At 37.1% G+C, this 21057-nt stretch carries 19 protein-coding genes and 1 tRNA gene; 7 read left to right on the forward strand and 13 right to left on the reverse strand.

The annotated features are described in order from the left end of the window. Positions 1-35: 35 nt before the first annotated feature. Positions 36-1718, reverse strand: a complete 1683-nt coding sequence (locus NBC122_RS10565) for a peptide MFS transporter (protein ID WP_133440337.1) — start codon at positions 1716-1718, stop codon at positions 36-38. 94 nt (positions 1719-1812) lie between these two features. Beyond that, positions 1813-3939: a S9 family peptidase gene (locus NBC122_RS10570; protein ID WP_133440338.1), complete on the reverse strand. Its 2127-nt coding sequence runs from the start codon at positions 3937-3939 to the stop codon at positions 1813-1815. A 122-nt stretch (positions 3940-4061) separates the two neighbouring features. On the opposite strand from NBC122_RS10570, the gene NBC122_RS10575 reads away from it, so the two are divergent. Continuing rightward, entirely contained in the window at positions 4062-4535 is a 474-nt protein-coding gene (locus NBC122_RS10575) for a hypothetical protein (protein ID WP_133440339.1), read from the forward strand. An 11-nt stretch (positions 4536-4546) separates the two neighbouring features. Then, a complete protein-coding gene (locus tag NBC122_RS10580; protein ID WP_133440340.1) occupies positions 4547-4729 on the forward strand; it encodes a DUF6496 domain-containing protein in 183 nt (60 codons plus the stop codon). Positions 4730-4810: 81 nt separating this feature from the next. Here NBC122_RS10580 and NBC122_RS10585 read toward each other — a convergent pair whose 3' ends face one another. From NBC122_RS10585 to NBC122_RS10595, 3 genes are all read right to left on the reverse strand, one after another. Beyond that, on the reverse strand, positions 4811-6148 hold the full coding sequence (locus tag NBC122_RS10585) for an ATP-binding protein (protein ID WP_133440341.1): 1338 nt from the start codon (positions 6146-6148) through the stop codon (positions 4811-4813). A 78-nt stretch (positions 6149-6226) separates the two neighbouring features. After that, positions 6227-6751 carry a helix-turn-helix domain-containing protein gene (locus tag NBC122_RS10590; protein ID WP_133440342.1) on the reverse strand — a complete coding sequence of 175 codons (525 nt, stop codon included), beginning with the start codon at positions 6749-6751 and terminating at the stop codon, positions 6227-6229. A 133-nt stretch (positions 6752-6884) separates the two neighbouring features. Next, entirely contained in the window at positions 6885-7976 is a 1092-nt protein-coding gene (locus NBC122_RS10595; protein WP_133440343.1) for a TerC/Alx family metal homeostasis membrane protein, read from the reverse strand. Between the two features lie 351 nt (positions 7977-8327). On the opposite strand from NBC122_RS10595, the gene NBC122_RS10600 reads away from it, so the two are divergent. After that, positions 8328-9431 carry a M14 family zinc carboxypeptidase gene (locus NBC122_RS10600; protein ID WP_133440344.1) on the forward strand — a complete coding sequence of 368 codons (1104 nt, stop codon included), beginning with the start codon at positions 8328-8330 and terminating at the stop codon, positions 9429-9431. Between the two features lie 54 nt (positions 9432-9485). On the opposite strand, the gene NBC122_RS10605 is transcribed toward NBC122_RS10600, so the two are convergent. After that, positions 9486-9992, reverse strand: coding sequence for a DUF4920 domain-containing protein (locus NBC122_RS10605; protein WP_133440345.1), 507 nt, complete (start codon positions 9990-9992; stop codon positions 9486-9488). A 255-nt stretch (positions 9993-10247) separates the two neighbouring features. Between NBC122_RS10605 and NBC122_RS10610 the strand changes: the two genes are divergently transcribed. The 3 genes from NBC122_RS10610 to NBC122_RS10620 all read left to right on the forward strand — a co-directional run bounded on the left by NBC122_RS10610 (position 10248) and on the right by NBC122_RS10620 (position 13232). Next, positions 10248-11654 carry an APC family permease gene (locus NBC122_RS10610; protein ID WP_133440346.1) on the forward strand — a complete coding sequence of 469 codons (1407 nt, stop codon included), beginning with the start codon at positions 10248-10250 and terminating at the stop codon, positions 11652-11654. Positions 11655-12032: 378 nt separating this feature from the next. Further along, positions 12033-12263, forward strand: coding sequence for a putative signal transducing protein (locus NBC122_RS10615; protein ID WP_133440347.1), 231 nt, complete (start codon positions 12033-12035; stop codon positions 12261-12263). A gap of 57 nt (positions 12264-12320) precedes the next feature. After that, positions 12321-13232 (forward strand): cation diffusion facilitator family transporter, encoded by a 912-nt coding sequence (locus NBC122_RS10620; protein ID WP_133440348.1) that lies wholly within the window; start codon positions 12321-12323, stop codon positions 13230-13232. Positions 13233-13740: 508 nt separating this feature from the next. Here NBC122_RS10620 and NBC122_RS10625 read toward each other — a convergent pair. From NBC122_RS10625 to NBC122_RS10640, 5 genes are all read right to left on the reverse strand, one after another. After that, positions 13741-14124 (reverse strand): HU family DNA-binding protein, encoded by a 384-nt coding sequence (locus NBC122_RS10625; RefSeq protein ID WP_165983214.1) that lies wholly within the window; start codon positions 14122-14124, stop codon positions 13741-13743. Positions 14125-14283: 159 nt separating this feature from the next. Next, entirely contained in the window at positions 14284-14430 is a 147-nt protein-coding gene (locus tag NBC122_RS14390) for a hypothetical protein (RefSeq protein ID WP_165983215.1), read from the reverse strand. A 301-nt stretch (positions 14431-14731) separates the two neighbouring features. Continuing rightward, on the reverse strand, positions 14732-15211 hold the full coding sequence (locus tag NBC122_RS10630; RefSeq protein ID WP_133440350.1) for a VOC family protein: 480 nt from the start codon (positions 15209-15211) through the stop codon (positions 14732-14734). 82 nt (positions 15212-15293) lie between these two features. Beyond that, entirely contained in the window at positions 15294-15845 is a 552-nt protein-coding gene (locus NBC122_RS10635; protein ID WP_133440351.1) for a dihydrofolate reductase family protein, read from the reverse strand. Positions 15846-16452: 607 nt separating this feature from the next. Continuing rightward, positions 16453-16668: a hypothetical protein gene (locus tag NBC122_RS10640; protein ID WP_133440352.1), complete on the reverse strand. Its 216-nt coding sequence runs from the start codon at positions 16666-16668 to the stop codon at positions 16453-16455. Between the two features lie 228 nt (positions 16669-16896). On the opposite strand from NBC122_RS10640, the gene NBC122_RS10645 reads away from it, so the two are divergent. Further along, the gene (locus NBC122_RS10645) at positions 16897-17907 is read left to right on the forward strand and encodes a M28 family metallopeptidase (RefSeq protein WP_133440353.1); all 1011 of its coding nucleotides are present in this window, start codon (positions 16897-16899) and stop codon (positions 17905-17907) included. A gap of 50 nt (positions 17908-17957) precedes the next feature. On the opposite strand, the gene NBC122_RS10650 is transcribed toward NBC122_RS10645, so the two are convergent. Then, positions 17958-18029 (reverse strand) — tRNA-Arg (locus NBC122_RS10650). 150 nt (positions 18030-18179) lie between these two features. Next, positions 18180-20966: an excinuclease ABC subunit UvrA gene (gene uvrA / locus NBC122_RS10655; RefSeq protein WP_133440354.1), complete on the reverse strand. Its 2787-nt coding sequence runs from the start codon at positions 20964-20966 to the stop codon at positions 18180-18182. Positions 20967-21057: the final 91 nt, after the last annotated feature.

Genomic DNA, 21057 nt, shown 5'->3' on the forward strand with positions numbered 1-21057 from the left:
TACAGCACTTTTCTCTTCTTTTATTATTAAAGCGATTAGTTAACGCCCTTTTCTTTCATAATTTTATTAAGTCTCTTCAAAATAGACAGCCCCAATAAGGTGGCAATTAATAAAAGACCAAAGTTCACAATAAAGAAATACGCTTTATTATCATATTCATACCAGAAACTTGCTAAAACTCCAGAGAGTTTATTTCCAATAGATGTTGACAGGAAGAATCCTCCCATCATTAATGCGGTAATTCTCGGTGGAGAAAGTTTTGAAACCAAAGATAATCCCATTGGCGAGAGGCATAATTCTCCCAAAGTAATAACTCCGTAGGAAGCGATCAGCCATATTGCAGAAACTTTTACCAATCCGTTGTTTCCGGCATACACAGCGCCAACCATTACCAAACAGGATAAAGCGGAGATAAATAAACCCAGAACAATTTTTGAAGGAGTAGTGGGTTCCTTACCCTTTCTTCGGAGCAACATAAAGAATCCAACGACGACCGGTGTTAAAAGAATGACCCAAGCCGGATTGATCGACTGGAATAATTCGGTGTTATAAAGGGCAACTTCCTGGCTGGGATTGGCTTCCAGTTTTGCGCGTTCATTTTCAGAAATATTTCGGAAATAGATATCCTGGTTCATCTCCTTTACAGGATTTCCGTCAGCATCTTTTACCGTTCTGTATTGATCATCATAAACTGAAACTTCCTTTTTTTCAAAGTTTTTTCCTTTAACACCATCTTTACCGTCAATTAAATTGATCGCACGCAATGGTTCAACTAAAGGTGCGGGAATCGACCGGTCCGTATAGTTATTTGCCCAACGGGTTAAGGCTGTGCCATTTTGTTTAAATACAGCCCAAAACATTACACTTACTGCAAAAATAGCAAGCAAAGCGCCGATAGGTCTTTTATCCTCCGAATTTGCTTTTACATAAAGCATGATATAGAAGTAGATGACCGGAATACAGGCAAATATAAATGCGTCTGTAGAATCGCTGCCAAAGATATTATTAGGGATCATCCATCCGATAAATCCTGCAATGATGGCCGGCAGGAAAACCTTCAACAAAACATCTGAAATTTTGGTATCTCCGTCCTGAGAAGGTTTCAAAATATTAGCCTGTAAAATATGTTTTCTTCCTAACGTGAAGACAAATAAGCCGATAAACATTCCAACTCCTGCGGTCATAAAAGCTGGTCCCCATCCGTATTTGTTTCTCATAAAGGCCGCAATAATATTGCAGATAAATGCACCGATATTGATTCCCATGTAGAAAATATTATACCCTGCGTCTTTATTATTCTTGTAGGGTTCCTCGTTATAAAGGTTGCCTAAAAGGGTAGAAATGCTCGGTTTAAAAAATCCGTTTCCTAAGATCACAAGTCCCAGGGAAGCATAAAAAAGAGGGAGTTCCTTGAATAAACCAATTCCCAGATATCCAAGTCCCATCAAAGCACCACCAATATAAATAGCTTTGATATATCCTAACACTTTGTCGGCTAAAAAACCGCCTAAAAAGGGAGTAAGATAAGTTAATGCGATAAAAGTCCCGAAGATATCATCTGCACTTTTATCATTGAAAGCGAGACCTCCTTTTTCACTGTCGATCATGTAAAGAACGAAGATTCCTAAGATTAAATAGTATCCGAAGCGTTCCCACATTTCCGTAAAAAACAGATAGGGTAAACCTTTAGGGTGTTTGCTGGTTGTTTTTTGTTCCATTTTCAAATTAAATTTTAGCAAATATATATTAATTAAGTTTAAATAAAAAAAGCCCTCTTATGAGAGCTTTCTTAGTTTGTTTAAAACATTTTTTTTAAAGATTTTCTAAAAGAAAATTCGTCATTTTCTGATAGAGTTGCGGGCGGGTTTGTCCACCATAAATACCGTGGTTTTTATCAGGATAAGCCATGAATTCAAATTGTTTATTGTTTTGAATTAAAGCTTCAGAAAATTCCATAGCATTCTGAAAATGAACGTTATCGTCAGCTGTTCCGTGGATCAACAGGTACTTTCCTTTTAATAAATTGGCGTACGTTGTTGGGGAATTATCGTCATATCCGCCAGGGTTTTCCTGAGGTGTTCTCATGAATCTTTCGGTGTAAATGGAGTCGTAATATCTCCAGTTGGTTACCGGTGCCACCGCAATTCCCGCTTTGAAAACATCCGCTCCTTTGGTTAAGGCCAAACTAGCCATATAACCACCGAAACTCCAGCCGAAAATTCCTATTCTGTCTTTATTGATGTAAGATTGTGTTCCGAACCATTTAGCAGCTGCGATTTGGTCTTCGATTTCGTATTTTCCTAAGTTTAAATAGGTTGTCTTTTTGTATTCAGTTCCTTTGTAACCGGTTCCACGGCCATCAACACAGGCAACGATATATCCTTTCTGAACCAGATGATTGAACCACAATCCATTTCCCTGATCCCAGGAATTACTCACCTGCTGGGAACCCGGACCGGAATACTGGAACATAAATAACGGATATTTTTTATTAGGATCGAAGTCCTTTGGTTTCATAATCCACGCGTTCATCTGGTCACCCGCTTCATTTGGAATGGTGAAAAATTCTTTGGTCACCATATTATCTGCCTGAAGTTTTTTCAGCTGCTCTTCATTATTCTGTAACTCTTTTAATGTTTTTCCGTTTCCATCTTTTAAAACATAAGTATAAGGTTTTGCCGCAGATGAAGAAGTTTCGATGAAATACTTATAATTATGGCTGAAGTTCGCACTGTTTGTTCCGCTTGCATTCGAAAGGAGCGTTGTTTTTCCTGTTTCGATATTTACTTTGGAAACGACTTTATTAATGCTCCCTTCCTGCGTGGTCTGAATGAAAACTTCTTTGCTTTTAGGATTAAATCCGTAGTAATTAGTTACTTCCCAGTTTCCTTTTGTGATCTGTTTTTTTAATTTTCCGTTTTGATCGTACCAGTAAAGATGTCTGTTCCCATCCCGTTCGGCTCCCCAGATGAAAGAATTGTCATCCAGAAATTCCAGGGTTACATTATCTGTATCAATCCATCTTTTATCAGATTCGGTAAACAATTTGGTGATAGCGCCGGTTTTGGTGTTTACTTTTAAAACATCTGAGGCATTCTGCAGTCTCTCCGAGGTTATCAAAATAATCTCATCGGCTTTTGCCGTTCTGTAAACATCCGGAATATAATAGTTTTTGAAATTGCTGAGATCCAAAGCCATGATTTTTGCAGAATCCAAACGGTAAAGCTGCGCAGATACCACCGAATTATTCGCTCCGGCTTTTGGATATTTAAATTTCATTTCAGAAGGGTAGAGTTGCTTGCCATAAATGGTTATAGACATTTCCGGCACTTCCGATTCGTTCGATTTAACAAAAATAATAGCGTCAGAATTTTTGGTCCATTCATACAGTTTCGCATGTCCAAATTCTTCTTCGTACACCCAGTCTGCAAGTCCGTTGATGACAGAGTTTTTCTTTCCATCCGTCGTAATCTGGGTAATCCTACCGGAATCTAAATCCTGATAAAATAAATTATTGTCAGCAATAAAAGCCACTTTGGTTCCGTCTGGCGAAAAAGTAGGTTCCTGCACAAAATTACCATTATTAAGAGGGAGAATTTTTCCGGATTTTAAATCTTTAACATCGAATTTACCTAAGAAAGAATGTCTGTAAATCGGTTCACTTTCTTTTAGTAGAAGGATTTTTGATTCTTCATCGTTGAAAATATAAGACTGGAATTTTCCATCGACGATGTTTCCTTCTTTTTTTGTTGTTTTATAGGAGTATTTTGCAATTCCGCCCGGTTCGATTACCGCGTAATTTTCACCGTTTTTGAGTGATGAGATTCCGGAGATTCCTTTGCCTCTGTAATAGCCAGAGTAGATTTTATCCAAGGTAATCTCCTGAGAGAAATAGGCAACAGATGTTAAAATAGAAATTGAGAAGAGGATTTTTTTCATAATAAATTTAGTAAGATTTTCAAAGATAGCAAATTTCTTAAAATAGCGTTAAACTTTCTGGTAATCACTTTTTATGGCAATATAATTGATATTATTTACATAATTAATAAAAAATAATCATTATGGAAACCTATCACTCAGAAAAATTAGTAAAATATCAAATAAATGATCAGGAAATTGTAGTCGGATTTGCTACCTATGAGGATGCTGAGAACTACGCCGCTCAAAATAAAGGCACTTTAGTAGAAGTCGGTTTTAAAGACGGGAATGATAATCCCCAATTAACAAATGAGGCAGAACTGGTCGATAGAAAACTTCATTATGTTGTAGAAGCCGGACCGGAATATCGGTTTATTCATTCGTCAGATCCGGAATTCAGGGATTTTGCTGAACGGCTTCAGGAAAGAAAATCACATCTGGATGAAGAAAGTCCCGAAGAGAAATATATCGCAAATGCAGAAATAGAAATTTCAGAAGACCCTATTATTGTTCTAAAAAATGGTGAATTCGAATCGGTAACTTCCAGAGAACGTTCGAAATATTTAAAGCATGCCCAAGTTTATGAAATAGGAGTTCTAAAAACAATTGAAGCTTAAATTTATAGAAAATGGCGACCAAAAAATATTCTAAAAAAGCACAGGAAAAAATTGGTGAAGTGATGCACGAATTTAAAGAAGGAAAACTGAAATCATCCTCCGGTGATAAAGTAACAGACAGAAAACAAGCCGTTGCAATTGGAATCTCTGAAGCAAAAGAAGCCGGATTAAAAGTAACCAAAAAGAAGAAATAACGCGTAATTTTACTGTTATATATAAACAATGAATTTGATAATTGCTTTTAAATAAGACCTGATTTACAGTATGTCATGTTCCTAATCATTATGGTTGAAACCTATTGGTTTTTTAGGTTCATCGATGACTTTGTAGTGTTCTAATTCTTTTTTTAATGCTTCGATTCTTTGGGTAAAATCTTCGTAATTATTCTGAGTAACATCAAAAATAAATTGTTGAATCTGATTCAGATAATCTCCGGTTAATTTTGAAGAAGCGTCCCGCAAAGAGGCATTCAGCATCTTTTGGGTAATTTCAATCGTTGTTGAATGGTCTTTTAAGTAGATGTTTCTTATCCGTTTTTTCAGACTCTGGGTAAAATCAATCAACATGGTATTTGAAAATACCTGCATTTTTTTGGCGATTTCTAACCAAAATGGAAGTTGATGTGCTTTGTTGTATTCTAAAATTTTCATCAGCAAAGCATTCTCACCAAGACCGTGTGTCATGTGATAAAAAAGCATTTCTGAACGCTCTTTTGTGTTGGGTGGAAATATGGGGATGAACATATCAAACCTACCTGGCGCAAGAAGTTCTTTATCAATTTTCTCAAGGGAATTTGCTGCGCCAACCATTAGAATTTTCTCCTGTTCAAAATGACTGATGTAGTGCAGAATAATTTCTTTGGTTTCTTCATCACAACTTTTTACAGTTTGTTCTTCACTTCGTTCAACCATCAACTGATCAAAGTCTTCTAAAAAAAGCAGCACTTTTTCCGATTTCATCGCTTGGATCAGAAAATCATTAAACGTTATTTTCTGGTTATCCACAAAAGAAGTTCCCAGAAAATGCTTTTTTATTTCTTTGAATTCGTATTCAATAATCTCTGCGATTTTCTTTGCCCAAAATATTTTGCCGCTTCCAGGCGGACCATAAAGGATAATTCCCGCAGGTTTATGAATTCCCCAGTCTTCCACTGAAAGATTACTTAAATAAGGTTCTAAGTTTTGGGAAATAAAGAAAAACAGATCTCGATAACCTATGAAATCTCTTTCGGCTAATCGGGTAGCTTTTCCAAAATAATTGTAAACGAATTCGTAATGGCCTCCCAATTTATGATCAATTCCGAAACTTGAAACCGATGATCTATATTTACCATTGTCAAATAATCTCGGTTGATCTTTCTTGATGATTTCCGCAACTTTTTCGGTCGGTTTGTTGATATTCTCTGCAATATCTTCGATGGATTTGTTTTGGTTTAAGTCTTCGGAATACTTCCTTAGGAAAATAATATTTTCCCGTGCGAATTTTACAAAATCGTCTTTGACTTCAAAGTTGGTAGTTATACATTCTGAAAGTTCCAGATCAAAATCCTGAATAAATTTGATAAAACTTTCGGTAGGGATTTTAAGTTCTTTTGCAAGTGCAGCCAATTTCATATCACATTTTTAAGAGTACAATCAAATGTACAAATTAAATTGTAGAATTTCTTTTAGAAATTAAACCCGAATCGGAAATTAGGGTTCAAAAGTTTCGAATTTTCCATTTTCATAAAAGAAAACAATCTTTTTGATTTTAACTTCTTGATTAACAGTTAATTCAGTTGAGGATTCTGATTTTGGAATCTCTAATCGCTGAGAATCGGATATTTTTTCCTTTTCGATTATTGGTACGCGAATTTTCGATTCTCGTGGAACTTCAGTTTCGATGCGGTCGTCGGATTCTGTGATACCAAAAGCTTCATCATTAATTAAAGAAAACAAATCGGGGAGAGAAGTCGGCTTTTGCTTTTCGGGAGTTGACTTAATTTCAGAAGCGGTGTCGGGTTTCTTCACCATTTCACCTGCACCTTCAATCAGCCATTCCCATTCTAATTCAGGAAAACGGTTTTTAATCTTCATCAGAAAATCCAGTGAGGGTTTATTTCGTCCGGAAGTGATATGAGAAATACTCGAGCGCTGTACTTCGATTTCATCCGCGAATTCTGACAGTGAAAATTCAGAATACGCGATAACTTTTGAAATTCTTTCCTTTAAATCCATATTACAAATGTAAAAATTATTTTACAATAATAAATTACAAATGTTAATCAATAAAAAATGAAGCACATTACAAATGTAAAGCAAAGATATAAACAGTTGATTTACATTATATATACCTATTTACAATATTAAATTATTTGCGCAGATGATCATCATTTTTAGGATTATATTTCAGTTTTCGCGCCTTTTTATGTTCCGGTAAAACAAGCGAAAGGAAGATGCTTCCACCTAATATTCCTACAATAATAAATAAAGAATCAGTGGTTGAAAAACCTAAACGGTCAAGATATTCATGGAATAACATTTTCAAACCGATGAAAGTTAATAAGAGAGCTAATCCTATTTTAAGGAATCTGAATTTATCGATGACTCCGGCTAATAAAAAGAACATAGAACGCAGTCCGATAATCGCGAAAATATTTGAGAAGAAAACGATATAAGGATCTTTGGTGACCGAGAATATGGCGGGAATACTGTCAACGGCAAAGATCAGATCGGTAAATTCTATGATGATAAGAACCAGGAACAACGGGGTCATTTTTGTAATACCATTAATTTTTACAAAAAACTTATTTCCGACAAAGTGATTATGAACCTTAAAATACCTGTTGGCAAACTTAACGACAGGGTGTTTTTGGGTATCGATCTTGTCATCATTGTCTTTATCAAAAAACATCTTGATGCCGGTAAATACCAGGAAAGCGCCGAATACATACATGATCCATTCGAACTTGTGGATAAGTGCCGCACCTAAAAAGATAAAGAGAAACCTCATCACAATAGCCCCCAGAATTCCCCAGAAAAGCACCCGGTGGTAATTCCTTGGAGCCACGCCAAAAGCCGTGAATACCAGAACTATTACGAAGATATTATCTACGGAAAGGGCGTATTCTACTACATAACCGGTTAAATATTCGAGACCGAGATTTTGATTGTATAAATAGATACTGCTTCCCAGATCCCCGGGAATGATTTTAACGGGATGATGATGCCTGGAAATGACCTCCTGCAGTTTTTCGATACTGTCGATGCCATGGAGTAGGTGACCGTAGTGTGTAAGAACAAAATAAAAACACATTGAAAGTGCTACTACGAAAAAACTCATCAAGCCGGCTTGTTTCATAGAAACGGTATCTGATTTCTTATTCAGCAACCCTAAATCGAGGGCCAGAATAATTAAGATAAAGGCAATAAAACCTAATAGGAAAATACTCTCGTTTGTCATATAATTATAAAGAACAAATATAGTCAAATTAAAGAATTTTCGACTCTGTTACAAATGTAAACCATGGTATGATAGATCGGAATACAATAAAAATCCTGTTTATGTTAGTTACCGTCAAATAGGGTTTTCCACACTGTTTTGTACTTAAAGCAAATATGAATATTTAATTTAAGTGAAGCTTATAAATAATTGAATTTAAGTAATTTACATATTTAAATTAAAATTAATGTAATCCACAATTTTATCAACAGACATTGTGACATTTTGAACTGTTTAATTAATTTACAAAAGTTAATTTTATTTTTAGAAAAGAAAAATCTAAATTTGGAAATTGTAAAATTGAAACAGATTATGTCAAACTTAAAATACCTGCAAAACCCTGATTTCCCAAACCGTTATATTTCCCCGGAAAAATTATTTAATTTCCTGCAGGCGAATTACAGCGATCAAATTAAAGAGATCGGTTATTCTTATTTAGAGAAACCTATCTTTAAAATGAGTCTGGGAACTGGTACAGTTAAAATCCTCGCATGGTCCCAAATGCATGGAAATGAATCGAATGCCACCCATGCAATGCTTGATTTATTGGAAATATTTAAACATCAGCCGGAAATAGGCGAGGAATTGTTCTCAAAGATTTCACTTGATTTTATTTTCATGCTTAATCCTGACGGTTCAGAAAAATGGTCCAGAAGAAATGGACTCGATATCGATCTTAACAGAGATTTTCTGAAACTTTCCAGCAAAGAGTTTCCTATGCTCAAAGAACTGGCTCAGAATGGATCTTATAAGTATGCCCTGAACCTCCATGAACAAAGAACGATCTTCAGTACAGATGGAATTCATCCCGCAACCCTGTCTTTTTTAGCGCCTTCTCAGGATCATGAAAGAACCGTTTCTGAAACGAGGAAAAAAGCAATGGCAGTAATTTCTAAAATTTACCAAAAACTGAAGACTCAGATTCCGCATCAGATCGCGAGGTATTCAGATGAATTTTATCCGACTTCTACGGGAGATAATTTTACAAAATTCGGGATTCCAACCATATTGTTTGAAGGCGGTCATTTTCAAAATGATTATAAAAGAACAGGAACCCGTAAATATTACACACTTGCTTTATATGAAGCGCTGGTGGCAACTTCTGAATTAAACGGTGCCACAGATGGTTGGGAAATCTATCAGGAGATTCCGGAAAATAAAGAATCTCATTATGATCTGATTTACAGAAATGTAAAACTGAATACCGATTTTGAATGTATTTTAGATGTCGCCGTTCAGTATAAGGAAGAAATAAAACCCGGCGCTGACGAAATTTATTTCATTCCCATCGTTGTCGAAGTCGGTGATATCGGCAAAAAGAAAGGCTGGAAAGAAATTGACTGCACAGGGAAAACCTTTGTTTCCGACAGGAAATTCCCCAAATTAGATGAAGAAGTCGATTTCAAAATAGTATAACAAAAAAAAGCGAAGTCTGCAGACTTCGCTTTTATGTTGAATTATTGATAAGATTTAATTGACGACTTTGATTCCGCTCGCCATAAATCTGATTTCTTCTTCAGGTTTCGTGATCGCATCAATTTCTGACTGTGGTTTTTTTGCATCTTCGGCATAGTGCTTTTGTTCGTCCACAGAAGTAACTTTCATCTCTGCGTTTCCTTCCAATACAACGGTTTTTCCTTCCAAAGCAGTAGGAACGAAGAAGCCGTAATCTTTCATCTTTACGAAAAATTTCTCGTTATTATCGGTTTCAACCGTTAACCAGCATCCTTTTTTATCGCAAACTTTCGTTACTTTTCCTTTAACTGCTACGTTTTCTACTTTTGCAGATTTTTTTAATTTCTGATCTAATTTCTTAGTTGTTAACGCAGATTTTTCTGCTTTTGCAGAAACACCCGCTCCGTACACGTCTCCCACCAAGGCCTTACCTTCGGGTGGACCGGCTTTTTTTGCTTCCGTTCCCTGTGCAAAAGCAATGGTGGAAAGCATCAGGGATAATAAAAGAACAAACTTTTTCATTGATTTAATTTTTACAAAAGTATAAAATATTTTTTAATCAGAATTATTTAAGAATCAGCTATTTGTGATATTTCCAATATACTTGCAATCAAAATGTTAAATTCCTTATATAAAATTTATATATTTATCCCTTTCAAAATTGAATTCGAAATAAGACCGCTTTTTTATTTAACGAAAAATTTACATTGAAATAATAATTAATATAATTTTAGCAGAGAGAAATAAATCCAGTTTTCTCTTTAATCTCGATCATCTATGAATAAAAAACTTAAACTTTGGGATGCAACCATGCTCGTAATGGGCTCTATGATTGGAAGCGGAATTTTTATCGTCAGTTCAGACATGATGCGGAATCTAGGCTCCGGATACTGGCTGATTGCCGTCTGGATGATTACCGGAATCATGACTATTGCCGCCGCTATTTCATATGGCGAACTCTCGGCAATGTTTCCAAAAGCTGGCGGACAGTATACTTACATTACCGAAATATTTGGGAAAATGCCTGGGTTTCTTTATGGCTGGGGGTTATTCACCGTTATCCAAACCGGAACGATCGCAGCGGTAGCAATGGCTTTCGGGAAATTTACCGCCTATCTCGTCCCGGCACTTAATTCCCAACCTATTTTTCAAAGTGGAGGATTCAAAATTACCTGGATTCAAATTCTCGCCATCGGGATTATTTTACTGCTCACCTATATTAATTCAAGAGGTTTAAAAAACGGAAAAATTTTGCAGGATGTTTTTACCTCATCGAAAATTATCGCACTTTTAGGGATTATTATTTTCGGAGTTATTTTGGTGAAGAATTCCCAATGGGCAGAAAACATGAGTTTCGGCTGGAATGCTTTCCAGGATTTTGGTACAGATACAGGTAATACATTGGAACCTACGACTTGGAAATCAATCGGAGGAATCACCCTTTTAGGCGGAATCGCCGCTGCTATGGTTGGTTCCGTATTTAGTTCAGTGGCCTGGGAAAACGTGACGTTTATGTCGGGCGAAATCGAAAATCCAAAGAAAAACGTGGTGAAAGCCATGGTCCTCGGGACCTCTGTTGTAATGGTTTTGTACCTTTTTGTAAACTTTGTTTACCTGCATGCGCTCGATCGAAACGGGATCGCATTTGCAGATAATAATCGCCCTGCGGTGGCGGCCTCCGAAGTTATTTTCGGAAGCACAGGTACCGTCATTATGGCGCTTTTAGTCATGGTTTCCACTTTCGGATGTATTAACGGATTGGTTTTAGCCGGTGCCAGAGTTTTTCAGACCATGGCAAAAGATGGTTTGTTTTTCAAATCAGCTGCAGAAAATAATCAAAACGAGGTTCCCGGTAAATCCCTTTGGATGCAGGGAAGTTGGGCATGTTTACTCGCACTTTCCGGGCAATACGGTGATTTGCTCGATATGATTTCATTCATCATTGTACTGTTTTATATGGTCACCGTTTTCGGCGTAATCTGGATGAGGATTAAACAGCCAAATACCGACAGACCCTATAAAACCTGGCTTTACCCAATCACGCCTATTATTTATTTACTGATAGGAAGCGCATTTTGCGTCCTTTTAATCATCTTCAAACCACAATATACCTGGCCGGGATTCATCCTTATATTAATCGGAGTTCCCGTGTATTGGTTCATCAACAGGAGAAAATCAAATTAGTAATCTTTAGGTCAATTCATTTTCAGGAGCAACAAGATTTTTACTTCTTACAAATTCAGTCCCGCTCTCCGTTATATCTCTGGCTTTTTGCCAAAAAAGCCAGAGGATACCGCTGCGATCGGGGCTAAAAACGTATTTCAGGTTTCTTTACGAAAGTTCAGCACGGATAATTTTATTGAAAATGGAAGAACTGTTATGAAGAAATAATCATAGGCCCAGGTATTGTTTCAACAGGAGCTGATAAAAACTTATTTACACTTTACGAACCACTTTAAAAACTGTTCTGACTTTAGTGATTAAAAGAGAAAAGGCCTGCTTAAAATTTCAGCACATTCTTATCATTTCCGAAAAAAATAAGTAACTTTCGAAAAAGAAATTATGTCAGAATTAGTGCCTGTTTTTCAATCTTCTTACCTGTACGAAATTGAAGTTGCCAAAACAAAACTCGCTTCTCGGGATATTCCAAGTTATATAAAAAATGAATTTGTAAATAATATTGCGGTGTTTCCTATTTCCCAAAATTATTATTTATTGGTGAGCGAAAGAGACTTTGAGGCCGCAGAAAAAGTCCTTCAGGAAAATGATGAAATCTCCGAAGATGATATGTAGCATTTGTTTCTTTAATTTCAGAAAACCCAAAAACAACAACAGATAATCAGAGGATTTATGGCTCACAATCATTCCCATGACCATTCGCACCAGATGAATGTAACCAATTTAAACCGTGCTTTCTATATCGGTATTGGATTAAATTTGGTTTTTGTGATCGTGGAAGCAGGTTATGGTTGGATGTACAATTCGCTTTCTCTGCTTTCTGATGCAGGACACAATTTAAGCGATGTAATGAGCCTGGTTTTATCTTTAATTGCTTTTAAATTAGTAAAAAGAAAACCTACGTCAACCTATACTTATGGTTTTCGCCGGGCCACGATTTTAGCCTCGTTGATCAATGCTGTTTTACTCATCTTTGCGGTCGGATTTATCATTTACGAAGCGGTTGGCCGATTCATGAATCCTCAGCCACTGGAAGGTGGAGTAGTTTCTGTCGTCGCATTTGTCGGAATTTTTGTGAATGGAATTACGGCGTGGCTCTTTCTGAAAGATAAAGAAAAAGACCTCAATGTGAAAGGCGCTTATCTGCACATGGTTGCTGATGCTTTGGTTTCCCTGGCAGTGGTCATTGGCGGAATTATCATTATCTACACCAATTGGTTTTGGCTGGATGCGCTGTTGAGTATTTTAATCGGCATCGTAATTTTGGCCGGCACCTGGAGTTTGCTGACTCAAAGTTTAAAATTGTCCTTAGATGGCGTTCCCGAAAATATAAATCCAGAAAAAGTAAAACAAGAAATTCTCAAAATAGAGGGAGTGATCGATTTTCAGCACGTTCATATTTGGGCTTTAAGTACCACTGAAAATGCCTTAACAGCTCACCTTCAGATTTCTGAAAACCTAAGTATTCCCGAAATTGAAAATCTGAAAGCAACCGTGAAACACGAGTTGGAGCATCTTCAGATTAAACATTCCACCATCGAAACCTATTTTGGAGAAAAGCATTTTGAAGAAGATGCTTTTTAGAAAAATTCAATATCACGTATTCTTAGCCGGCGCTTTTCAGGAAATATAAATTTTGATTATCGCGTTCTAGAAAATTTTTACTTGCAGGAATTTGGTAGTTAGCAAAAATCATCAATAAGATTTCATAGCCTGTTGTAGATATATCTTGATGAACTACACTTTCCTTAGAGCCTGTTTAAATTTGCTTAAAAAAAGAAATTTTCTTTTTCCCCCTACCCTAAAAGGTGGAAAATTTCTAAAAAATTCATAATTTAGGGATTGGGGGAATTAATTTTGATGAATTTTAAACACGCTCTAAATTTTATTCAATAAAAATTTTATGACGGATAATTGGACCCTATTTTCAGAGGTTTCCATGATGAGTTCATTTAATGTCTGTTTTTGCGGCTGCCACTTCTTTTGTACAATGCGTCAGCCCGCTGCAAAACTTTTTAACGGAATTAGTGGCAGCATTTCTCTTTTCCTGTAAAACTGGGGAATATCAAACAGGCAGTTATTGGGAAATAATCTATTTTTTAGTGACGAACTGTGTTTTGGAAATCCGCTGTTTCATCAGGACAGAGGGGCGGAAGTTGACCGAGGGTTTACCAATCGTTTTTTCGGTGACCAGTTCCGGAGATTCCACCGCGGTGGATTTGGCCCTGATCCTGAAAGTACCGAGAAATTCAATGTTCACGACATTTCCCTCCTGCAGGTGTTTTGCGATCTGCGCGGCCATGCCTACCATCACCCCGTAGCAGTCCACCGGGTTCAGGGTGCTGCTTTCGGACAGGGCCTCGGCGATTTCGTGCAGATCTACTTCACGGTTTTTCACCAGGGTGGCACAATACAGTTCCTTCATTTCCGGTCCGAAAGGAACCGTCTTCTTGGTGGTAATAAATTTTGCAGGCATATCCATTTATTTTTTAAAACCTAAAATTAAGAAACACCGCGGTCTTTTCCAAATTTCACCGCGGTGATTTATGATTTTCACCGCGGTGATTTTTCGAAAGTAACAGTAAAAAATAAAGGGGACAACCGGAGCCTGTCTAAAATCTGTTCAATAAAAATTTTATGGCGGATAATTTAATCCTATTTTCAAAGGTTTCCATAATGAGTTCATAATTTCTACATCATCTTCTGTCATTATTAAACCTTGAAAATGTACGTTCCATAATCCATCTTTTTGAGATGGGCTGAAAACCGGTTTTCTTCTCATCACTTCTCATTACAGCATTGATCAGGTAGCCAAAGCGGTTTTTTACCTGTTCTATAATTTCTCCCCTGTGGCCTCCGTCTGCAAGGATCACCTTTATCGGAGTTAAAAAATAATCCAAAGTTCTCATTAATAATTCTACAGCTTGCTATCGTGTACATGGACGCAACCAGAAAACCATGAAAAATAATCAATATAAAAAACTGACGATCAGTTTTTTATTGGTTATTCTTCTAAATGAATATGCCCATAAACTTTTTCTTTATTAATTTTTAAACAGGCTCTTAGCTTTTTCCTTGTTTTATTATTTATTTTCCAAAATATCTGTTGCGGTTTCGCTGCCAAGCTGTTCTGCTAGACCGATGAGCAGTCCTTCTACGCCGCGTATATAACAGAGCCGATATGTTTCTCCAAACTGAACAACTTCATCTACTACTTTAGCGCCAAATTTTTCAAGTCGGATTAAAAGTTCGTCGAGATGGTCAACCCTGAACATTACCCGCAGATACCCCAGTGAGTTTACGGGATTATTTCTGTGATCCGCGATGATTGGTGGTGCAAAAAATTGTGAAAGTTCAAGTCGGGAATGCCCGTCGGGAGTAACCATCATCGCAACCTCAACAGACTGATTGCCAAGTCCGGTTACATGCCCGGCCCATTCGCCTTCAACCATCATTCGTCCTTCTAAGACCAACCCGATTTCCGTAAAAAAAGCAACAGCATTATCCAGAGATTCTACAACGATCCCAACATTATGCATTTCGATTAATGTACTTTTTGCCATGATTGGTGGTTTTAGTTTTGTTTGTTTTTGTAAGTTTTGAGTTATCCGCAGTGGTGATGCTGTGACGTCATCCCTTTTATTGTTATGACCGTATTGGCTCGTAATAAAGTACAATTGCTCCTGAACCGAATGTTTTTGTTTTTAAAAGCCGGAAAACTGTCCGGTCTTTTATTTTGTCAAACAACGGCAAACCTTTTCCTTCGATCATTGGATGAATACAAATCTGAAATTCATCAATCAAATTAAGGTTAATGAGCTGGATTATTAGACTCCGGCTGCCAACTAAAATATCTTTGCCGGATTGTTGTTTGAGTTCAAAAACTTCCTTTTCAATATCCTTAGTTGCAAGTGTAGCACTTTCCCATTCGGTATTTTTTAAGGAATGTGAAAATATAATTTTTGGTATTTTGTCAATGGCCACCGCAAAGCCGTCCAGTGATTTTTGACCTGAGGGGTTCATTATCAGCGTTTGCCAGAACTGCATAAGCTGATAAGTGATCCGTCCATACAGGATCACTCCGGAATTGTCTAAAAGTTTAGTATAATGTTGATGCAAATCTTCATCGGGGATACCTGCTGTGTGGTCGCAAATCCCGTCAATGGTCATATTGATTGCTGCAATTACTTTTCTCATATTGTGTTTTTTACGCATCTTTTAGTTGACAGCTGGACTCGTCCCGCGACGACTGGTAAAGATATCAGTTTGTGGATGGCACAGTTTTAAAATACCGACGATCTCTTATTAAACTTGCCATTTCTTCGCACCGTTGCAAAACTGCTGCTGAACTTAACTTCCGGAAGCTTTTGCTCATTCGCTGTTTTATTAAATTTGTTTAATGGAGTTCGTTTTTTTAATCATAGTCTAATTTTTTTTAGCGTAAAGGTTTGCAAATGTTTTATTTATAAACACACCATTTCCACTCTTTTTTAAGTTTGCAAAAATGTTTTACTTAACAAAGTTCGTAAAATATTTCCATCCTGAACAAGTCCTAAAGCCACTGAAAATTATATCCGAGATTCGCTACCAAACGCTGCAAGAAAAGAATTCCTCTGAAAAACTGCCTTAATTTTAAACGGCAACTCCATGAAAGAACCAACATTGGAGAAATTACCGGAACTTCCATTCAACCGGCTTTCATTTACCTTCGGTAAATCTTCGATTTCTTGTCTTGCACACAAAAGGCTTATTATTATTATTATTATTATTATTATTATTTGCATAATCCGTGTTTAAATTTTATTCACAATCTTCTGTCATTATCAAACCATGAAAATGGATGTTCAATAATACATCTTCTGGAGATTGGCTGAAATCCAGTTTTCTTTTCATCACTTTTCATCATAACATTAATCAGATAACCAAAGCAGTTTTTCACTTGTTCTATAACTTCTCTTCTGTAGCCTTCGTCTGCAAGGATCACCTTTATTGGAGTTAAAAAATAAGCCAAAGTTCTCATTAATAATTATGTAGCTTTGCTATCATGTACATTGGATACAGTGGTCAGTCTATTATGAGTTGTTTTTCAATATATGCCAAAATTTTTTTCTTTATTTAATTTTTAAACAGGCTCTAAAAACAATAATCAAAATATGATTTGTGTATTTACTTTTTCAAATTCCTTTTCAGTAAAGAAAACGGTTGATTTAAAAATTAAACTTATATTTAACTTTCCAAAAAATTAAACATGAAAAAAACCAAGTATTTACTACTTCCGTTGGCTTTTGTGCTGTTGCAAAGTTGTGCCGCCAATCTTTCTTATTCGGGGTCGCCTTTTAAGAAATCTTATGAATCTATTACTTCTGATGAACTGAAAACACACCTGTATATCGTTGCTTCCGATGAAATGGAAGGCCGCGATACGGGAAGTGAAGGTCAGAAAAAAGCGGGTCGCTATTTGATCGAACAATATCAGAAAATGGGTGTTTCTCATCCGAAATCGATGTCTTCTTATTATCAGGTTATTCCGAAAGAAGCCTTAAATGGAAGAAGAGGAAATTTGCCTGAATCTGAAAATATATTGGCTTTTATCGAAGGAACAGAAAAGCCCGAAGAAGTTATTGTGATTTCGGCGCATTACGATCATGTCGGAATGTCGAAAGGGGAAATTTATAACGGTGCTGATGATGACGGCAGCGGAACTGTGGCACTTCTGGAAATTGCCGAAGCTTTTCAAAAGGCAAAAAAATCTGGAAAAGGTCCTAAACGGTCGATTTTGTTTTTGCATGTGACCGGCGAAGAACATGGGCTTTTGGGTTCAAAATATTATGCAGATCATCCGGTTTTTCCTCTGGCAAATACCGTTGTAGATTTGAATATCGATATGATTGGAAGATGTGATCCGGGTAATTGCGGCAAAGATTATGTGTATGTGATCGGGTCTGAAATGCTCAGCACCGAATTAAAGAAAATCAACGAAGCAGCAAATAAGGAAACCGTCAATTTAGAACTGAATTACAAATATGATGATCCTAATGATAAAGACCGGTTGTACTACCGTTCGGATCATTACAATTTTGCCAAAAACGGAATTCCGGTGGCTTTCTACTTTGACGGAATCCACGAAGATTATCACAAACCCACCGATACACCTGATAAAATTGATTATGTTGCTTTGAAAAAACGTACGCAGCTGGTATTCGCGACGGCGTGGGAACTGGCGAACAGAAAGGACAGGATTGTGGTGGATAAGAAGTAAATATAAGGCACAAAGTATTAAGTGAATTATTCATTACTCATTCAAAAAAGTAGCTTCACCGGGAATCGAACCCGGATCTAAAGTTTAGGAAACTTTTGTTCTATCCGTTGAACTATGAAGCTGAAAATGAATTCAAATTTAGGATTTCTTCTTTAGAATATCGCCTGTTTATAAATTTATTGCAAAGCGCTGTTAGAGCTCGAAGTTCTAACGGCGCTCACCAAAAAGCCAACTCCGGAAAGTTGGCTTTTGCTTTTTTAAATTACATCAAATTACGTCAATTTCTCCTTCAAATATTTCCCGGTATGTGATTTTTTATTCTTCACCAACTCTTCGGGCGTTCCGGCGAAAACAACTTCGCCCCCGTATTTTCCGGCTTCCGGACCGATGTCGATAATATAATCTGCGGTTTTAATAATGTCGGGTTGATGTTCAATGACAATCACCGAATGTCCTAATTCTATTAAAGCCTGAAGCGATTTCAGCAATTTATTGATATCGTGAAAGTGCAAACCTGTTGAAGGTTCATCAAAAATAAAAAGCGATTTATCGGTCGTTGCTCCTTTTACTAAAAACGATGCTAACTTCACTCTTTGTGCTTCGCCGCCGGAAAGGGTAGAGGAGCTCTGTCCCAACTGCAGATAGCCTAAACCAACTTCCTGCAAAGGTTTTAACTTGGTCACGATTTTAGGCTGTTCGTTATCTTGAAAGAATTCCAAAGCTTCGTCCACCGTCATGTGAAGAATGTCTGAAATGTTTTTCTCGTCATATTTAATTTCGAGGATTTCATTTTTAAAACGCGCGCCGTGGCAGGTTTCACATTCCAGTTCAATATCGGCCATAAACTGCATGGAGACGGTAATTACGCCTTCACCTTTGCAATCGTCACATCGTCCGCCATCTACATTAAAGGAGAAGTGTTTCGGCATTAAACCCTGCATTTTCGCTAATTTCTGTTTTGAGAACAAATCGCGAATATCGTCGTAGGCTTTTAAATACGTAACAGGATTCGAACGCGAAGATTTACCAATCGGATTTTGATCGATGAGTTCAATATTTTTAATCAGTTTTGCCGGGAAATCTACAGAATCGTAATCGCCTTTTTTGCCGCCCATTCCCAATTGAATCTGAATATCATTGGTCAGAATTTCTTTCATTAAAGTAGATTTTCCACTTCCTGAAACTCCCGAAATCACAACCAGACATTCTAATGGAATATCCACGTCGATATTTTTCAAATTATTCTGGCGGGCTCCTTTGATGTGAATCCATTCTTTTGGTTTTCTGCGGGTTTCGGGAACTTTTATTTCTAATCTTCCGGTCAGATATTTAGAAGTTAAAGTATCTGCATTTTCCAGATCATCAAAGTGGCCGGCGAAAACAAGTTCACCTCCCAAATATCCGGCTTCCGGACCAATATCGATGATGTAATCCGCGGCTTTCATTACATCTTCGTCATGTTCTACGACGATTACGGTATTTCCCAAATCACGAAGACTTTTTAAGACTTCAATTAAATTTTCGGTATCCCGGGAATGTAATCCAATCGACGGTTCATCTAAAATATAAATCGATCCCACCAAAGAACTTCCGAGCGAAGTCGCCAGATTAATCCGCTGACTTTCGCCACCGGAAAGTGTATTCGAAGTTCTGTTAATGGTCAGATAGCCCAAACCAACTTTATCCAAAAATTCTAAACGCGTGGTAATTTCGTACAACAAACGTTTGGCAATTTCAGCATCGTGTTTATTGAGTTTTAAGGATTTTATTAAAGGTAAGAATTCATCCAAAGGCAACTCAATCACCGATTGTATATTATGCCCGTCGATTTTCACCCATTTGGTTTCTTCGCGCAGACGCAAACCTTCGCAAGTCGGACAGAGCGTTTTTCCGCGGTATCTCGACAGCATTACACGGTACTGGATTTTGTATAAATTTTCTTCCAGCATTTTGAAAAAATTATTAATGGAAGGGAAGGTTGCAGTGCCGTCGCCTTTCCATAAATAGTTTTTCTGCTCTTTTGTTAATTGATGATAAGGTTTATGAATAGGGAAATCTTTGGCTTTTTTAATGAAATCTCTTTTCCATTCGCTCATGCTGTCGCCTTTCCAGCTGGCAACTGTTTCTTCAAAAACGGATAAGTTTTTGTTGGGAATCACCAAATCTTCATCGATGCCGATTACTTTTCCGTAACCTTCGCATTCCGGACAGGCACCGTAAGGATTATTGAAACTGAAAAAATGAACGTTAGGTTCCATAAATTCCATGCCATCCAATTCGAATTTATTGGAGAATTCGGTGATTTTTCCGGTCTCTATATTTTTCAGAGAACAGTATCCGTGGCCTTCATAAAAAGCCATCTGAATGGAATCTGCCAGCCTTTGTAAAAAGCTTTCGTCTTCTTCGTAGCTGAAACGGTCAATCACCAGTTGAATTTCCATATCGGCTTCCGGTACAAAACCGAAACTTTCCAGATCTTCGATTCCTGCGACATTTCCGTTGACTTCTAATCTTGTAAAACCTGAAAGTTTTAAAGTGTTGGCCTGCTCGGTAAATTTAGATACATCAAAATCTAAAGGGGTCCGCAATAGAAAAGTCTGGCTTTCATTTTTCTGAATGAAATTAATAACGTCGGTCACCGAATCTTTTTTGACTTCCCGGCCGGAAATTGGAGAAAAAGTACGCCCAACTCTCGCAAATAATAATTTTAAATAGTCATAAACCTCGGTGGAAGTCCCAACGGTCGAACGCGGATTCGATGAAATTACTTTTTGCTGAATCGCAATTGAGGGAGCCAGCCCTTTAATATCATCTACTTTTGGCTTTTCTAATTTCCCTAAGAACTGCCGTGCATAGGAACTCAAACTCTCGACATATCGGCGCTGTCCTTCCGCATAAATCGTGTCAAAAGCAAGTGACGATTTGCCGCTTCCTGAAACTCCCGTTATCACAATCAATTTGTTTTTAGGAATCAGAACGTCAATATGTTTCAGATTATTAAGGTGCGCATTTTTTACGAAAAGCTGTTTCTTAATATCAATATCTGTCGGTGTAATCATTGTAAAATTTAAGGCTACAAAATTACGGATTTTTTAAGAGAAAATTTATCGGAATTATTTGCATGTTTCGATAAAATTCACAATATTTGTT

This window comes from Chryseobacterium salivictor, from assembly GCF_004359195.1.
Classification (GTDB): Bacteria; Bacteroidota; Bacteroidia; order Flavobacteriales; family Weeksellaceae; genus Kaistella; species Kaistella salivictor.

Coding starts and splice junctions, on each gene's coding strand:
- NBC122_RS10585 (WP_133440341.1), bottom strand. CDS start 6,148: ATGAAATTGGCTGCACTTGCAAAAGAACTTAAAATCCCTACCGAAAGT.
- NBC122_RS10565 (WP_133440337.1), bottom strand. CDS start 1,718: ATGGAACAAAAAACAACCAGCAAACACCCTAAAGGTTTACCCTATCTG.
- NBC122_RS10625 (WP_165983214.1), bottom strand. CDS start 14,124: ATGCCTGCAAAATTTATTACCACCAAGAAGACGGTTCCTTTCGGACCG.
- NBC122_RS10580 (WP_133440340.1), top strand. CDS start 4,547: ATGGCGACCAAAAAATATTCTAAAAAAGCACAGGAAAAAATTGGTGAA.
- NBC122_RS10635 (WP_133440351.1), bottom strand. CDS start 15,845: ATGAGAAAAGTAATTGCAGCAATCAATATGACCATTGACGGGATTTGC.
- NBC122_RS10610 (WP_133440346.1), top strand. CDS start 10,248: ATGAATAAAAAACTTAAACTTTGGGATGCAACCATGCTCGTAATGGGC.
- NBC122_RS10595 (WP_133440343.1), bottom strand. CDS start 7,976: ATGACAAACGAGAGTATTTTCCTATTAGGTTTTATTGCCTTTATCTTA.
- NBC122_RS10600 (WP_133440344.1), top strand. CDS start 8,328: ATGTCAAACTTAAAATACCTGCAAAACCCTGATTTCCCAAACCGTTAT.
- NBC122_RS10615 (WP_133440347.1), top strand. CDS start 12,033: ATGTCAGAATTAGTGCCTGTTTTTCAATCTTCTTACCTGTACGAAATT.
- NBC122_RS10630 (WP_133440350.1), bottom strand. CDS start 15,211: ATGGCAAAAAGTACATTAATCGAAATGCATAATGTTGGGATCGTTGTA.
- NBC122_RS10575 (WP_133440339.1), top strand. CDS start 4,062: ATGGAAACCTATCACTCAGAAAAATTAGTAAAATATCAAATAAATGAT.
- NBC122_RS10590 (WP_133440342.1), bottom strand. CDS start 6,751: ATGGATTTAAAGGAAAGAATTTCAAAAGTTATCGCGTATTCTGAATTT.
- NBC122_RS14390 (WP_165983215.1), bottom strand. CDS start 14,430: ATGAGAAGAAAACCGGTTTTCAGCCCATCTCAAAAAGATGGATTATGG.
- NBC122_RS10640 (WP_133440352.1), bottom strand. CDS start 16,668: ATGAGAACTTTGGCTTATTTTTTAACTCCAATAAAGGTGATCCTTGCA.
- NBC122_RS10570 (WP_133440338.1), bottom strand. CDS start 3,939: ATGAAAAAAATCCTCTTCTCAATTTCTATTTTAACATCTGTTGCCTAT.
- NBC122_RS10605 (WP_133440345.1), bottom strand. CDS start 9,992: ATGAAAAAGTTTGTTCTTTTATTATCCCTGATGCTTTCCACCATTGCT.
- NBC122_RS10645 (WP_133440353.1), top strand. CDS start 16,897: ATGAAAAAAACCAAGTATTTACTACTTCCGTTGGCTTTTGTGCTGTTG.
- uvrA (WP_133440354.1), bottom strand. CDS start 20,966: ATGATTACACCGACAGATATTGATATTAAGAAACAGCTTTTCGTAAAA.
- NBC122_RS10620 (WP_133440348.1), top strand. CDS start 12,321: ATGGCTCACAATCATTCCCATGACCATTCGCACCAGATGAATGTAACC.